Consider the following 15,087-nt stretch of genomic DNA (forward strand, 5'->3'; position numbering starts at 1 on the left):
GCCGACCCCCACCACACAGGCACCCCATATCCACCGGCGCAAGCCATGAACCACGCGGCGCAAGCCGCGTCGTACCGGTCCATACGCCGCGCCGAAGCCACCGGCCAGGCAGCCGAACACGGCGCCAAGCCACACGCGCACCGCCCCCGTGCCGCAGCGCAAAAATCAGCGCGGGACCCTACGGCACCCACCACACCGGCGAACCGTCCCGCGCAACACCCCCGACGAACAGGCAACCCCCCGTTTCCTAGCGCCCCCGCGAGGGCGCGTCGCGGCGCAGCAGGCCGGACAGCGCGGGGTCGGGGCGCAGGCCGAGTTCGCGGTCCAGGAGGTCCGCGTACACGCCCAGGCTGCGCCGGGCCTCGACCCAGTTGCCCGCGGCCAGATGCGCCTCGATGAGGACGCGCTGCGCGCTCTCACGCAGCGGCTCGGCGCCGACGGCCGCCATCGCGACGTCGACCGCGTCCGCGCACAGGCCCATGCGCGTGAGCTGCCGGCTCTGGCACTCCAGCGCGTGCAGAAGCCGCTGCCGGACGCGTTCGCGTTCCATGAGCGCCCAGTCGTCGTACCAGCCGGGCAGCAGTTCCAGCGCGTCCGGCGCGGGCGGTGCGGCACGCAGTTCGCGCGGTGTCGCGCGACCCTCGATGACGTGGGTGGCCCAGGTGCTCACCGTCCGCAGGTCGATGAGCACCTCGTCACGCATCGTGAGTCCGTGCTTGTCGGCCGCCACCAGCCGGACGTCCATGCGGTTGAGCCGCCACAGCGCGGAGCGCAGGTTCCCGTTGGCTCTGGCCTCGTCGTGCACGGGCCACAGCGACCCGGCGGCGTACGGCCGCTCGACCCGGCAGGGGCGCAGCGCCAGGAAGGCGAGCAGGCGCCCGCAGCTTCTGGGCACGTCGACGCGCCGCGAGCCGACGCTGACCGAAAGCTCCCCGAAAAGGTGCAGCACAGGCAGGGTTTCCTGGGCGCCCCAGGGGGCCAGAAGGTGAGGAAAATCCGGCGGCATGGCGTTCTCCCCCCGCGCGAGCGCGCCCCTCGACGGGAGTCGGAGGTCCCTTGCCCGGCCGTCACGGGACGCTGACTGTGGTGTATCAACGATCCGCAGTCTCAGCGAGGAAGGCCAGAAGAAATTCCCGCACCATCCGTACGGCCGACTCGGCATCTGCTGTAGACGCATCGACGCCCACGGGGACCCGTTCGACGTCGGGATTGAGCCGCAGGGTGATCAGCGCACCGTGCGTCTGGGCCTCCACGCGCACCACGCACACGCCGGTCCTGCCACTTCCGGACACCATGCCGGCAGCCTGCCACGGGCCCGTCACCGGGGCGTTGAACGTACGTACGGATCGCGGGCGCCCGGTCACCGACGGCCGGTCGCCATGGCACGGGGCGGTTCACGAGCGGACCGCCAGCCGCTCACGAACCGCCCCGCGCCCGGGAGCGGACGCCCGGAGGAGCACCGGGCGCCCGTCCCATTCACCGCCTGGTGAGGGGCGGTGCGTCAGTGGTGCGGCAGCGGCGCGTCAGTCGTGCGTGCCCGCCGTCGCGGCGGTGACGTTCGTGCCGGTGGTGCTGTTGGCGCCGCCGAGCGGGACCTGGTGGTCGAGGCCGACGAAGCGCCCGTCCTTCTGCCAGAGCGCGGGCTTGAGGAGCGCGTACTTCGCCTCGTCCCATGTCTTCCAGTCGTAGTCGAGCAGCCCTCCGGTGTCACCGGAGTTGGGGTTGAGGCACCAGAAGGTCTGGTGGATGCGGTGCTCGACGATGAGGTCGCGCAGCGCGGTCATCCACTTCTGGTTCTCGCCGCCGTCGAGCCGCCCGCCCCACTCGCCGACGAGCAGGGGAGCGGTGCCGTTCTCCTTGAGGTAGAGCCAGTTGGGCCGCCAGACGTTCTCGGTCAGCGTGGTCTTGTTCCACTCGCCCTCGAACCACGGCTGGCGGTAGACGGAGGGGCCGTAGTCGTGCGGCGAGTACACGAGCTGGTCCTGCTGCGTACCGAGGTCGACGGGGTGGTCCTTGGCGCCGCGGAGGTTTCCGCCCCACCACATGGAGTGGTAGTCCGCCGGAGTGGTCGAGCCCCAGTCCGTGCCGTTCTTCGGGTAGATCTCGATGCCCTCGCAGAGCACCAGCAGATTCGGGTTGACGGCCAGGATCCGGCGGCCCGCCGTCTGGCAGGCGTGCTTCCAGTTGTCCTGGTCGGCCGAGCCGTCCCACTTGGCGCGCGGGCTCTCGTTCTGCCTGCCGTGCGGCTCGTTCTTGATGTCCATCGAGAGGATGGTGTCGTCGTTCTTGTAGCGATTGGCCAGCCACTCCCAGGTGGCGTAGAAGTCCTCCACGGTGACCGAGCCCTTCCACCACACGGGGTGTACGTGGCCCGAGTTGTCGGCCTCGGCGCTGTGGACGTCCATCATGACCTTGATGCCGTACTGCTCGCACAGGTCGAGCCAGTAGTCGAAGACCTGGAGCGAGGTCATGCCCGTCAGCTCCGGGTTGGCCCAGGTGTTCACGGCGGAGGGCGCCGTGGCCTGGCCGTTCTTCCACTCCTTGAGCAACTGCGTGGAGATGGGCACCCGGATCGTGTTCATCCCGCGCTCGGCCATGGCCCGGGTCAGTTCTTCGATATTGGCCGACCAGAGGCCGTGGAAGACGCGTTCACCGGTGTTGAAGCCGAACCAGTTGGTGCCCGTCATCCATACCTTGTTGCCCTGCGCGTCCACGATGTCGCCGCCCTGGGTGTGCAGCCAGTCGTCGCCGGGGGCCGCCGCCCCGGCGTCCGTGCTCCGGTGCGGGGCTGGGGCGCTCTGACCCGCGTGCGCGTCGGGGGCGCTGAGCTGGCCCATGGTGAGCAGGCTCGCCGCGCTCAGCGCTACGGCGAGCAGCGCCCGCCGCAAGCGCCCGGTGCGGCGCGTTCTCTCGTTCGTGAGGTTCGTCATCGTCACCTTCCGGTGGGGGAGTGGGGCGGCGGCGCATGACTCCCGGCCCTCAGGAGGCCGTGGGCAACGGCTCAGGGGGCTGTGTCCGCCGGGGTGTGGGAGCGCTCCCAAACGTGTTGACGCTGTCGTTGTAGAAGCTGCGCGGAGCCGCGTCAACGGGCGGGGACGGGATGACTGGAACTCGGCCCTCTGTACGGGTCCTTCCGCGCGGGCCCTGCGCGGGTCCCTCCGTGCGGCAGCCGTTCGTGCGGCGGCGCGTCGCCGGGGACGCCGCGCCCGGGTCGGAGAGGGTGGGTGGCCGGATGCTGTCGGGGTACGCCGGTCTCCAGCGACCGGCTCCGGCGGGAGCCCGGCACGGAGGGATACGGAGGCGTGAAGTGGCGCGTGTGACAGTTGTGGCGATCCTCTGGCTGCTGGCCCTCGCGGCGCTCTGGGCGGGCTGGGCGGCCGACGGCGGCTGGTGGTGGGCGGCGGGCGTGCTGCTGGCGTTCGCCCTGGTCGGGCTGTACGACCTCGTCCAGCGTCGCCACTCCGTCCTGCGCAACTACCCGGTAATCGGCCATCTGCGCTACATCCTGGAGAGCCTCCGCCCTGAGCTTCAGCAGTACTTCGTGGAGCGGGACTTCGACGGCCGCCCCTTCGACCGCGACACCCGCTCGATCGTCTACGAGCGCGCCAAGGGCATGGCCGACCAGGCGTCCTTCGGCACGGAACGCCCCGTCTACGAGGCCGGTTACGAGTACTTCGTGCACTCCGTCGCGCCCCGGCCCCTGCCCGAACGGCCGCCGGCGGTGCGGGTGGGCGGGCCCGGGTGCACGCGCCCGTACGACATGGCCCTGCTGAACGTCTCCGCCATGAGCTTCGGCTCGCTCTCGGCCAACGCCATCCTCGCGCTGAACCGGGGAGCGGCCGAGGGCGGCTTCGCGCACGACACCGGGGAGGGCGGGATCTCGGACTACCACCTCCGTCACGGCGGCGACCTGGTGTGGGAGATCGGCACCGGCTACTTCGGCTGCCGTACGGACGACGGGGACTTCGACGCTGAGGAGTTCGCCCGCAAGGCGCGCTGGGACGCGGTGCGCTGTGTCTCGCTCAAGCTCTCGCAGGGCGCGAAGCCGGGCATGGGCGGCGTCCTGCCGGGCGGCAAGGTGAACGCGGAGATCGCCCGCGTACGGGAGGTGCCGCAGGGCAAGACCGTCGTCTCGCCGCCCTACCACCGCGTCTTCTCCACGCCCCGCGAACTCGTGGGCTTCCTCGCCCGGATGCGCGAGCTGTCCGGGGGCAAGCCGACGGGCTTCAAGCTCTGCGTGGGCAGCCGCCGCCAGGTCCTGGCGGTCTGCAAGGCGATGCGCGAGGAGGACGTCACCCCCGACTTCATCATCGTCGACGGGGCCGAGGGCGGCACGGGCGCGGCCCCGCTGGAGTTCATCGACCACGTGGGCACCCCGCTGACCGAGGGCCTGTCCACCGTGCACAACGCGCTGGTCGGCTCGGGGCTGCGCGAGCGGGTGCGGATCGGCGCCAGCGGCAAGGTCGCCACCGGGGCCGATCTGGTCAAGCGGATGATCCAGGGCGCCGACTACGCCAACGCGGCGCGGGCCATGATGTTCGCGGTCGGCTGTATCCAGTCACAGCGCTGCCACACCAACACCTGTCCCGTCGGCGTCGCCACCCAGGATCCGCGCAGGGGGCGCGCCCTGGACGTCGAGGACAAGTACCGGCGCGTCCAGCGCTTCCAGCAGGCGACGGTGCACAGCGCGATGGAGATCATGGCCTCCCTGGGGGCGCGCTCCGCCGCCGATCTGCGTCCCGACATGCTGCGGCGCCGGGTGGGGCCCGACACGGTGCGCTCCTTCGCCGACCTGTACGAGTGGCTGGAGCCGGGGCAGCTCCTGGACGGCGCGGCGCCCCGCGACTGGGCCCGCGACTGGCACGAGGCCGATGCGGACACGTTCACGGCCTGACGCGCCACGCGCCGAAGGCGGGCGGCGAACTCCCGCGTCCCGGAGCACTCTTGGCGTGTTTCTTGTGTGCACGCATGTTGTTTCGTGGTGGAGGTTGTGACTCAATGTTTGACCACGTGTCGTATTTCATGGACATGCCCCTCCACGAGCGTGAGGAATCACGTGAGACATAGACGTACCCGCACCCGCACCCGCACCCGCATCCGTCCCCGACTTCTCCTCCTCTGGTCGCTGCTGCTCGCGGCGGCGCTGGCACTGCCGTTGAACGGACCGCTGCCCGACGCCTCGGCGGCTCCCGCCGACCGGGCGGCCACCTTCGCCGACGACGACCCGAACGCCCCCGTGCACGGCCTGAAGGGCGAATACTTCAGGATGTCCGAGCCGGGCGCCCGTGACTTCGCCGAGCTCGGCGGCGTCGCGCTCGAACCGCGCGTCGACTTCCCCGGGCTCGCCTCCATCTTCGAGTCCGTGACCGGCCGCACCGAGCACACGACGGCGCGCTGGACCGGACGTATCGAGGCCCCCGAGACCGGCGACTACACCTTCTACGCCAAGGGCGACAACGGCTTCCGGATCCTCATCGACGGCAAGCCGGTCATCGACCACTGGGTGCCCGACTGGGACAACGAGCAGAAGAGCGAGCCCGTCAGGCTGACGGCCGGTGAGCCGCACGAGATACGCGTGGAGCTGTTCCAGGACACCGGCGGCGCGAACCTGGCCCTGAGCTGGGAGAGCGGCACGGTCGAGAGGGAGATCGTCCCCGAGTCCGCCTTCACCCCGCCCGCCGACTACGAGGTCTACCCCGTCGCGCTCTCCGTCGGCGAGGACGGGCGGCGCTTCCAGACCACCTTCGCCGGTGACGTCGCCGGGTACGAGGGCTTCGAGGACCACCTGGCGATCGAGGTGGACACGACGAAGATGCCGGTCGAGTCCGTCACCCCGGCGGCCGACGACCCGCGAGCGCTGATCGTCACATTGGCCGAGCCCGTGCAGAAGGACCAGCAGGTGCGCTTCTCGTACGACGGGAAGGGCGGCCTGACGGCGGGCGGGGAGACCGTGCCGCAGATCATCCGGCACGCGCGGAACGCGTCCACGCAACGCCTGCTCACCGAGTGGGGCGAGAAGCTGGACCGCCGCAACCCGCTCCCCGAGTACCCCCGCCCGCAGGAGGTGCGCGACGAGTGGCGCAACCTGAACGGGCAGTGGGAGTTCGCCGGTGCGGAGAAGGGCGAGGAGCCGCAGTTCGGCAAGGCCCTCGACGAGCGGATCACCGTGCCGTTCCCCGTCGAGTCGCAGCTCTCGGGGCTGGAGCGGCACGAGGACCACATGTTCTACCGCAAGCAGATCACCGTCCCCGCGAAGTGGTCCGTCGGCGACAGGCAGCGGCTGAGGCTGAACTTCGGCGCCGTCGACCACCACGCCCGGGTGTGGGTCAACGGGAAGCAGGTCGCCGAGCACAAGGGCGGCTACTCGGCCTTCAGCGCCGACATCACCGACGCGCTCAAGCGGGGCGGCAAGCAGGAGATCGTCGTCGCCGTCACCGACACGGCAGGGCAGAACCAGCCGAGGGGCAAGCAGGCCACGGACCCGGGCGGCATCTTCTACACCCAGTCCTCCGGCATCTGGCAGACCGTCTGGATGGAGCCCGTCGCGAAGACCGCCGTCGACCGGCTGGTCACCACCCCCGACATCGACGCGCACAGCCTCACGGTGAACGCGAAGTCCGAGCACGCGTCCTCGTCGGCCCGTGTCACGGCCGTGGCCCGCGACGCGAAGGGCAGGAAGGTCGGCTCCGTCACAGGACCCGCCAACAGCGATCTGCGCCTGCCCGTCAGGAACCAGCACCTGTGGTCGCCCGACGACCCGTACCTCTACGACCTCGACGTCACCCTCACCGACGGCAGGTCGAAGGACAGGCTGAAGAGTTACTTCGGCATGCGCTCCCTCGGCATCGAGAAGGTGGGCGGCCACCAGAAGCTCGTGCTCAACGGGAAGCCGTTCTTCTCCCTCGCCATGCTGGACCAGGGCTTCTGGCCCGACGGCCTCCACACCCAGCCCAGCGACGAGGCGCTCAGCTTTGACCTTGAGGCGCAGAAGGAGCTGGGCTTCAACGCCGTGCGCAAGCACATCAAGGCGGAGTCGGCGCGCTGGTACTACCACGCCGACCGGCTCGGACTGCTCGTGTGGCAGGACTTCGTGTCCGGTGACATCACGAACGAGGAGGGCAAGCAGGCGTTCCTGACCGAGGGCAAGCGCGTGATGGAGCAACTGCACAACTCGCCCTCGGTCGGCGGCTGGGTGGTCTTCAACGAGGGCTGGGGCGAGTGGGACCGCACCGAGACCGGCAAGATCGCCGAGTCCGTCAAGGCGGCCGACCCCTCCCGCGTCGTCAACGCGCACAGCGGCGTCAACTGCTGCAACTCGAAGGGTGACTCGGGCAAGGGCGACATCATCGACCACCACGACTACAACAACGACGACCCGCCCACGGCCGACCACCGCGCCGCGATGGACGGGGAACACGGCGGCTTCACCCTGCGCACTCCCGGACACATGTGGCCGGGCACCCCGACGGTGATCTACAGCGGCGTGGCCGACAAGGAGGCACTGACCGCGAAGTACGTCGAGAACACCGAGAAGTTCTATCTCCAGCAGGCGGCAGCCGGACTGTCCGGCTCGGTCTATACGCAGGTCACCGACCTGGAGAACGAGCTGAACGGCATGTGGACGTACGACCGGCGGGACATCAAGGTCGATCCGAAGCGGGTCAGAGCCGTCAACGAGAAGGTGATCGCGGCGGGAGCGGGCGCGGGCGACTGACCGTGCCGCTCCGCAAGCTCCCGTGACCGCGCGTCACTCCGGATCACCCCGGACCGCGCCCGTCCGCCGCCTGTCCCACAGGGCGGCGGGCGGACGCACGTCCGTCCTCGGCCGCGACCCCGCGCCGCAGGGTGCTGTGGGCCGCCGACACGCCCGTACCGCCGGTCACTCCGGCCGTACCGCCGGTCGCTCCGGCCGGAGTGCCGGGCCCGGCCGGCGGCGCTCCGGACGAGGGCGCGTCGACGGGGCAGGAGGGGCAGGAGGGGCAGGAGGGGCAGGCAGGGGCCCTGGATGCTCCGCTTCCGCCTCCGTGACATGCTGGCCACCGGACCACAGCACGGCCCGTCGCCGCGGACGGGGCCGCTCCGGCGGAGGTGAGCGATGAGCCAGCACGGCTATCAGGCAGACAGGATCGTGACGGACGAGGCGCACTCGGCGCGCGTGTACGACTACATCCTGGGTGGCAAGGACAACTACGAGGTCGACCAGGAAGCGGCCCGCGTGATGTGCCGCGAGTGGCCCGCGCTGCCGGTGCACATGCGCGCCAACCGCGCCTTCATGCACCGCGCCGGCCGCTGGCTCGCCAAGGAAGCGGGCATCCGCCAGTTCCTCGACATCGGTACGGGACTGCCCACCTCGCCCAACCTGCACGAGGTCGTCCAGCGCGAGGCCCCCGCCTCGCGGGTGGTCTACGTCGACAACGACCCGATCGTCCTCACCCACGCCCAGGCCCTGCTGACCAGCACCCCGCAGGGGCGGACCGCCTACATCGACGCGGACATGCGGGACCCGGACGCCATCCTGTCCGACCCGGTCTTCCAGGAGACCCTGGACCTGGGGGAGCCGGTCGGGCTGATGGTCATCGGCATCCTCCACTTCATCCTTTCCGACGATGACGACCACGGTCTGATCGAGCGCCTTCTCGACCCGCTTCCCCCGGGCAGCTACCTCGCCGCGACCATCGGGACCGCCGACTTCGCGCCCGAGGAGGTGGGCAAGGTCGCGGAGGAGTACGCGCGCCGGGGCATGCCCATGCAGCTGCGCACCCACGCCGAGGCCGAGTCCTTCTTCGCCGGTCTCGACCTGGTCGAACCCGGCGTCGTGCAGGTGCACCGCTGGCACCCGGGCGCCGACGACGAGCGGGTCGATGACCGGGACATCGCCATGTACGGGGGCGTGGCCCGCAAGTCCTGAGAGCCCTGAGAACTCTGGGAGGCCCGGGCCGAGCCCAGACGGCCCGGGCCGCTCGTGGCCGCCGCGTCGCGTGGCCTCGCGTCGCGCGTGGCGGTCCCCGCCGACGGTGAGGCCGTCGACGGGGACGTCAGCGCGTCGGACGCCTCGGACGCGTCAGGCGTGCCGGGTGTTTCAGGCGCCCAGTTCGCCCGCCGCCTTCTCGATGTCGGCGGCGAAGGTGCTCACCTCGGTGTAGACACCGGGCTTGCCGGGACGCGCGCAGCCGTCGCCCCAGCTCACGATGCCGACCTGGACGAACTCCCCGGCCTCGTCCTTACGGAACAGCGGGCCGCCGGAGTCCCCCTGGCAGGAGTCGATGCCGCCGTTCTCCAGGTCGCCCGCGCACAGCTCCTCCTCCGGGGTCAGCTCGCTCCCGTAGGCGCTGCCGCAGGTGGCGTCGTCGACGAAGGGCACGTCGACCTTCAGCAGGTTCTGCTGCTGCTCGCCGCCCTCCTTGTCCGCGCCCCACCCGGCGACGGTGAAGTCGCCCTCGTTCAGGTCCGCCGAGGTGGCCAGCGGCAGGGTGGGCTGGTCGATGGGCTTCTCCAGCTTGATGAGCGCCCAGTCCTTGCCCTTGCCGTCGTAGCCCGGGGCCTGGAGCACCTTGGTGGAGTTGACCTTGACGGCGTCGGGGGAGGAGAGGTCGGTGACCCCGCCGACCGCCTCGATCTCGGTGTTCTCGCCGCTGCCTTCCACGCAGTGCGCGGCGGTGAGCACGACGTCCTGCTTGTAGAGCGCGCCGCCGCAGCCCATGGACAGCCGCACCATCCACGGGAATTCGCCCTGCTGGGCCTTCTCGCCGCCGACTATCTTCGGGCTCGGCACGGGGTCTGGCGCCCCGTCGGACCCGGCGCCCGTGGCCTGCGCGCTGCCCGGCACCATCAGTGCGAACGCGGCGGCCGCGACGGCCGCCGAGGCCATCGCGCCGCGGGTGATCCTGCTGCCGCGCCGCGCGCCCTGGCTGTTCGTGTTCAAGGGATGTCCTTTCGTGGGGGGTTGCACGCTTTGTCGAGGGCATGCCAAGCCGGGGCCCGGTGCGGGCGCGGAAGAAGAGATGCTCCCCCTGTGCCGCTCCACCGCAAGACGTGCGGCCCCGTGTGGCAACTCCCGTAAAGCGCTCCGCAATTATGTGAATCAAGTGAACGCCGTGACAAGGGGGCCCAGTGAGCTGGATGAGGAGAGACGGTTGGGCCGGGAGGGGGGAGGCGGAGGTTCCGGTGCGGCACGTGTGACGCGTCGCGCGTGCCGCACCGCGTGTGGCGCGGTACATGTCGTCCGCCTCGGACCGCGCGTCGTCAGCTCCCCGTGCGCGCCCGCTCCGGCGCGGGAGGCAGCACCAGATCGGCGCGGCGGCGCCAGGTGTAGCGGGCCAGCAGTTCGTCGCGGGCGCTCGCCCCCAGCCGTCGCCGCAGCTCGCCGTCGGCGGTCAGGGCCGTGACCGCAGCCGTCCAGGCGTCGACGTCCTCCGGCGGGCACAGCAGGCAGTCCTCACCGTCCCGCAGCACCTCCCGCAGCACGGGGAGGTCGGAGACGACCATGGCCCTGCCGTGCGCCATGTACTCGAACAGCTTCGGCGGCGACATCCACAGCGCGGCGTCACCGGCGCCGTCCGCTTCGGCGGCCCGCGACTGGTAGGGCGCCAGCACCACGTCGAAGTGCGGGTAGTAGGCGGCGAGTTGGGCGGGCGAGCGGTGCCCGTGGAAGTGGACGTTCGCGGGCGCGCCGTGCCCGCGCCAGTAGGCCAGGCCCTCCGTCGTGCCGCCCACCAGATGCACGTCGATCGCGGGCAGGCGTCCGGCCAGTGCCAGGATGAGGTCCACCGCGCGTCCCGGGTGCAGATGGCCGACGTAGCCCGCCTTGAGCGCGTCGGGACGCCCCGGGAGTTCGACGGGTGCTTCGACGTGCTGGGGCGCGGGGTCGGCGCCGTCGGGAGCCACCTCCGTCGCGACCCCGGCCAGCTCGGGGAAGACCTGCGCGTAGGCGCGGGCCAGCCCGTGCGCCACGAACACCACGCGCTTCAGCGAGGGGTGCCGCAGCAGCGCGCGCTCCGTCTCCCGCCAGGACGGGTCGTCCCACAGCGCGTTCGCCTCGTAGACGACGGGGGCCAGCTCGGCGGCGGCGAGCAGGCTGTAGGGCTCGCGCCCGTAGAGCAGGTCGGGGCGCGGGCCGCGCTCCAGCTCGGTCCGTACGCGCGCCGCCCGCCGCCGCAGCGCGGCACCCGCGTCGGCGTCCCCGGTCACGTACCCGCCCGTGGCGATGCCGGGGCGCCCGCCCTCCCCGCCCTCGCGTTCGACGGTGAGCGCGATGCGGCGGAGGCGGAAGGGGTTGCGCACGCCGTAGTAGACGTACGGGTCGGCGGTGGCGGTGCCCGGCAGCGCGTAGAGCGTGACGTCGTGACCGGCGTCGCTGAAGGCGTCGCACATGCGCATGGCGTGCACTCCGCCGGCGTACGCGGAAGGGATGCTGCCGCCGTGCAGATAGGCGATACGCATGGGCGTCTCCTCCTGGTGAGCGGGCCGGGCTGACGGAGGCGGGTCGGACGGAGGCTGGGCGGACGGACGCGGGGCGGACGAGGGAGGCGGGGTGGGCCCGAGCTGTGCCGCTCGGGGAACGGTCGGGGTTCGGGGTCAGGGGTGGGGGCCCGGCCCTGACCCGGTGGCGCTGTCCGTCGCCGCCCGGTCAGACGTGGCGGCCCGTAGCGGCCCAGCCGTGCGAGAGCCGCGTCGCCTCCTCCGCCTCTGCCAGGACGCCGAGCCCGCGCGAGGTCAGCAGCGACGACTGCCCGCGCAGCGCGTCCACGGCGCGCACCGCCCGTTCCAGCAGCCGGCACCGACGCGCGGACAGGGGGTCGTGCGCCAGCTCCGCGACCTCCCACAGCCGCTCGTAGAGGGTCACGCGGCGCACCAGGGCCAGTACCTCCTGGAACAGCCCGGCGACGGGGCGGGGGTCGCCGCGCAGCGGGCCCGGCACCTGGCGGGCACCTGTCGCGGCGGGGGCTTCGGCGTGTGCCATGGCCCCGGCAGCTTCCCCGGAAGGGACGAGGAACGGGGTGCCGACCGCCGCCGCGTTGCAGCGGGTGCGGGTGCCCTCGCGGGTGAGGGCCTCGGCGAACCGTACGGGTCCCGGCAGTCTGCCGGAGCGGGGGCCGGGACCAGGAGTGAGGAGGCCGCGGCGGATGAACACCGCGCCGTGGGTGACGAAGTCGGTGAAGCCGTCGAGCGCGTGCCCGTCGAGCAGCGCCACCTCGGTGACGCCCTCACGGAGTTCGGCGAGCAGTTCCGGCCACGCGCTGCGCAGCAGCGCGGTGCTCTCGTCGAGTACGGCACGCTCGTCGTCGCGCCAGGCGGCCAGTCGGCAGGTGCCGGGGTCCGCCGTGCGGGGGAGGGCGGCCAGGGCACGGGAGACCGAACGGTCCAGGTGCGGCGCGGGCGGGCCGACGGGGGAGAGGCTCAGCGGGCCGGGACGTATCCACTCGGGCACGACGGCGGCCCGGACATCCGGGCCGTGGACACGGATCCGCTCCATACGGGCAGGTCTTCCCGGCCGGTGAGCGGACTGCGCCGCGTGCGCCGCGGCCACCAGAGCGGGGCCGTGCAGCGAACGGTGGGCGTCCTCGGTGCCCGACGCCGCCAGCACGGACAGCGCTATGCCTGCGACAGTGTCCTCGTCACACGCCGCGGCCCGCGCGTCGGGCGCAACCCCAAGCACCGTGCGGCCTCCCACACTCACGCTCCTCACGACCGCTCCCCACGACACGACCGCTCCCCACGTCCGCTCGTCACGGCGCGGTGCTGTGACACCCTCGTCTTCACAGCTACCCGGGCCACCCGGGGACCACCACGGGCGGCCCCACCGGCGCCCGTGCGAAGCGGACATTCACGTTCGGCCCGGGACAGATCTTGCCGCGCGACGAAAGCGGTGCTAAGAGCGACGGGACCGGGGACGCGGAACACGGGGTGACGGTTCACGGGAGCGGCGGACGTGGTGCGGTGCGGCCGGTGCGGTCGCGTGTACGGGCCGGGGCACCGCTCCCATTCGGCCCGCGCGGCCCGTCCGATCTGGCCGATATCCGCTCCGCGGGGCGCCTTCCTGCGCTCCCCGTAGGACGCGGGCGGCCCGGTGAGGGCCGTACCGCCCCCGTGCCCTTCGGCCCGGCGGCCCTTCGCCGCTGCCCCACACGGACCGCTCGCCGCCGACGGCCCTGTCTACGCGCCCGGTGACGCTCCGTCACCGGCCCACTGCGGCAGGGCGCGGCGCGACCCGGCGCGACTCGGCACGGCGTCACGCGGCGGAAGCGGTTACTCAGCGCGGGCGGGGGCAGCCTGAATGACCGTCGTGGCCACCGTGGTCACGGGAAGCCGGAGGTGCGTCGTGACCGTGGACAGCTCGGCCTGGGTGAGGCGGTTCCACACCGCACCGGACAGTGAGGCCGTCCGGCTCGCGGTGCTGCCGCACGCGGGCGGTTCTGCGAGCTATTTCCGGCTCTTCTCCCAGGCGCTCCACCCCCACGTCGAGACGCTCGCCGTCCAGTACCCCGGCCGCCAGGACCGCAGTCACGAGGAACGGATCGAAGAGGTCACCGTCCTCGCCGACAGGGTCGCCGAGGCGCTGGCCCCCTGGACGGACCGCCCACTGGCGCTCTTCGGCCACAGCATGGGCGCTTCCGTCGCCTTCGAGGTGACGCGCAGGCTGGAGAGGCGGGGCGTGGCGCCGCTGGCGCTGTTCGTGTCGGGGCGCTCGGCCCCGGCGGCGCAGCGGCCGAGCGGACTGCACCTGCTCGACGACGACGCGCTGATCGCCGAGATCGGCAAGCTGAGCGGCACGGACACGCGGGTCCTGGCCAGCGAGGAGATGCTGCGCCTGGTCCTCCCCGCCGTCAGGAGCGACTACAAGGCGGTGGAGACCTATGTGTGCGCGGAGGGAGCACGCGTGGCCAGTCCCGTCGTCGCGCTCGTGGGACGTACGGACCCCAGGGCCAGCGTGGACGGCGCACAGGGCTGGGCGGCCCACACCACGGGCCGCTTCGCCCTGCACGACTTCGAGGGCGGCCACTTCTATCTCGCGGAGCAGTGGGAGCGGGTGGCGGAGCTGGTACGGGGCGTCCTGCGGGACGCGCCACGCACGGCACGGCGCTGACCGCCGCGTACCGCACGGCGCTGACGGACCGGGGTGGGCCCCGCCTCCACCTCCACCTCCACCTCCGCCTCCTCCTACACCGGGCCGTTCACCGCCTCGGCCTTGAAGAACGTGTAGTGGAACGTCCCGTCCTCCTCGGCCGTGCGGCGGAGACCGGCGATGCCCCGGTCCCAGTCGGCCTCCGTGACGAGTCCGGCGGCGAGCGCGTCGGCGCGTACGGACTCGACCATGGCGGTGAACGTGTCGAGGGTGAACGACCGCGCGAGGGCGGGCCGCGCGGCGTCGGCGTAGACGGTGCGGGGGCCGACACGGACGTGTCGGTAACCGGCCGTGGTGAGCAGCGGCCACAGGCGACGGCCGATCAGGGAGTCGCCGCCTGCGTCGGCCTGGAGCCGGACCAGGCACTGGACGGCGGCGCGTGCAGCGGAGCTGTCGGGGTGGAAGAAGGCCGAGCCGTGGTCACCTTCGATCACCGTGATGCCGCCTCCGGGCCGCAGCACCCGCCGCAGTGCCGTCAGCGCGGCGGCCGGGTCCGCCAGGTGCTCCAGTACGAAACAGGCGAAGACGTGGTCGAACTCGGCGTCGGCGAAGGGGAGGTCGAAGAGATCGGCCCGGTGCCACTCCACCGGGGCTCCGGGTGCCTCGGCGGCGACCCGGGCGCGCGCCTGCGCGAGGGAGTCCCCGGAGATGTCCACGGCCACGATGTGTGCCCCCGGGCTCGCGTTCACCAGGTGCACGGTCTGCGCGCCGACCCCGCAGCCCACCTCCAGCACCCGGCTGCCGGGCGGGTACGCCGTGCCGCCGTGCAGGAGCCGGGCCAGCGTGTCGGCCTGGTCGCCCAGCCTTCTGGCCTCCCGCTCCGAGTACCCGTGGACATAGGCCCGCGCTCCGTCGGCGGGTACTGAGAGGGGAGCGGCGGCAAGGGAAGACGGGGAAGACGGGACAGAGGAGGAAGCGGCAGCGTAAGGGCGGCCGGTCGTGGTGTCTGTGTGCATGCCTCGACC

Annotated in this window: 10 protein-coding genes and 1 pseudogene; 4 read left to right on the forward strand and 7 right to left on the reverse strand. The window is 72.1% G+C overall.

Annotated elements, in window-relative coordinates; genetic code table 11:
• Positions 1-247: 247 nt before the first annotated feature.
• The 3 genes from ACYVOO_RS39710 to ACYVOO_RS39720 form a co-directional block, all read right to left on the reverse strand.
• Positions 248-949 carry an AfsR/SARP family transcriptional regulator gene (locus ACYVOO_RS39710; protein ID WP_461020589.1) on the reverse strand — a complete coding sequence of 234 codons (702 nt, stop codon included), beginning with the start codon at positions 947-949 and terminating at the stop codon, positions 248-250.
• Positions 950-1,091: 142 nt separating this feature from the next.
• Positions 1,092-1,295: a hypothetical protein gene (locus tag ACYVOO_RS39715; protein ID WP_453350629.1), complete on the reverse strand. Its 204-nt coding sequence runs from the start codon at positions 1,293-1,295 to the stop codon at positions 1,092-1,094.
• Positions 1,296-1,523: 228 nt separating this feature from the next.
• The gene (locus tag ACYVOO_RS39720) at positions 1,524-2,930 is read right to left on the reverse strand and encodes a glycoside hydrolase family 5 protein (RefSeq protein WP_461020590.1); all 1,407 of its coding nucleotides are present in this window, start codon (positions 2,928-2,930) and stop codon (positions 1,524-1,526) included.
• Between the two features lie 377 nt (positions 2,931-3,307).
• Between ACYVOO_RS39720 and ACYVOO_RS39725 the strand changes: the two genes are divergently transcribed.
• From ACYVOO_RS39725 to ACYVOO_RS39735, 3 genes and pseudogenes are all read left to right on the forward strand, one after another.
• Complete coding sequence (locus ACYVOO_RS39725) at positions 3,308-4,894, forward strand: FMN-binding glutamate synthase family protein (protein ID WP_461020591.1); 1,587 nt, start codon at positions 3,308-3,310, stop codon at positions 4,892-4,894.
• 162 nt (positions 4,895-5,056) lie between these two features.
• Positions 5,057-7,711: pseudogene (locus ACYVOO_RS39730) on the forward strand (PA14 domain-containing protein); the annotation flags it as partial.
• Between the two features lie 384 nt (positions 7,712-8,095).
• Positions 8,096-8,908, forward strand: a complete 813-nt coding sequence (locus ACYVOO_RS39735; protein WP_461020592.1) for an SAM-dependent methyltransferase — start codon at positions 8,096-8,098, stop codon at positions 8,906-8,908.
• 171 nt (positions 8,909-9,079) lie between these two features.
• Here ACYVOO_RS39735 and ACYVOO_RS39740 read toward each other — a convergent pair whose 3' ends face one another.
• From ACYVOO_RS39740 to ACYVOO_RS39750, 3 genes are all read right to left on the reverse strand, one after another.
• Positions 9,080-9,829 (reverse strand): S1 family peptidase, encoded by a 750-nt coding sequence (locus ACYVOO_RS39740; protein ID WP_461020658.1) that lies wholly within the window; start codon positions 9,827-9,829, stop codon positions 9,080-9,082.
• Positions 9,830-10,242: 413 nt separating this feature from the next.
• On the reverse strand, positions 10,243-11,439 hold the full coding sequence (locus ACYVOO_RS39745; RefSeq protein WP_461020593.1) for a glycosyltransferase family 4 protein: 1,197 nt from the start codon (positions 11,437-11,439) through the stop codon (positions 10,243-10,245).
• A gap of 187 nt (positions 11,440-11,626) precedes the next feature.
• Positions 11,627-12,655 (reverse strand): hypothetical protein, encoded by a 1,029-nt coding sequence (locus ACYVOO_RS39750; RefSeq protein WP_461020594.1) that lies wholly within the window; start codon positions 12,653-12,655, stop codon positions 11,627-11,629.
• Between the two features lie 663 nt (positions 12,656-13,318).
• Here ACYVOO_RS39750 and ACYVOO_RS39755 point away from each other — a divergent pair.
• Positions 13,319-14,083 (forward strand): thioesterase II family protein, encoded by a 765-nt coding sequence (locus ACYVOO_RS39755; protein ID WP_461020595.1) that lies wholly within the window; start codon positions 13,319-13,321, stop codon positions 14,081-14,083.
• 74 nt (positions 14,084-14,157) lie between these two features.
• Here ACYVOO_RS39755 and ACYVOO_RS39760 read toward each other — a convergent pair whose 3' ends face one another.
• Positions 14,158-15,078, reverse strand: coding sequence for a methyltransferase domain-containing protein (locus ACYVOO_RS39760; RefSeq protein WP_461020596.1), 921 nt, complete (start codon positions 15,076-15,078; stop codon positions 14,158-14,160).
• Between the last annotated feature and the right edge of the window lie 9 nt (positions 15,079-15,087).

Source organism: Streptomyces daliensis, assembly GCF_054782395.1.

Bases quoted from the DNA above. Each gene is read 5' to 3' on its own strand.
- ACYVOO_RS39715 (WP_453350629.1), bottom strand. From the start codon at position 1,295: ATGGTGTCCGGAAGTGGCAGGACCGGCGTGTGCGTGGTGCGCGTGGAG.
- ACYVOO_RS39720 (WP_461020590.1), bottom strand. From the start codon at position 2,930: ATGACGAACCTCACGAACGAGAGAACGCGCCGCACCGGGCGCTTGCGG.
- ACYVOO_RS39735 (WP_461020592.1), top strand. From the start codon at position 8,096: ATGAGCCAGCACGGCTATCAGGCAGACAGGATCGTGACGGACGAGGCG.
- ACYVOO_RS39740 (WP_461020658.1), bottom strand. From the start codon at position 9,829: ATGGTGCCGGGCAGCGCGCAGGCCACGGGCGCCGGGTCCGACGGGGCG.
- ACYVOO_RS39745 (WP_461020593.1), bottom strand. From the start codon at position 11,439: ATGCGTATCGCCTATCTGCACGGCGGCAGCATCCCTTCCGCGTACGCC.
- ACYVOO_RS39760 (WP_461020596.1), bottom strand. From the start codon at position 15,078: ATGCACACAGACACCACGACCGGCCGCCCTTACGCTGCCGCTTCCTCC.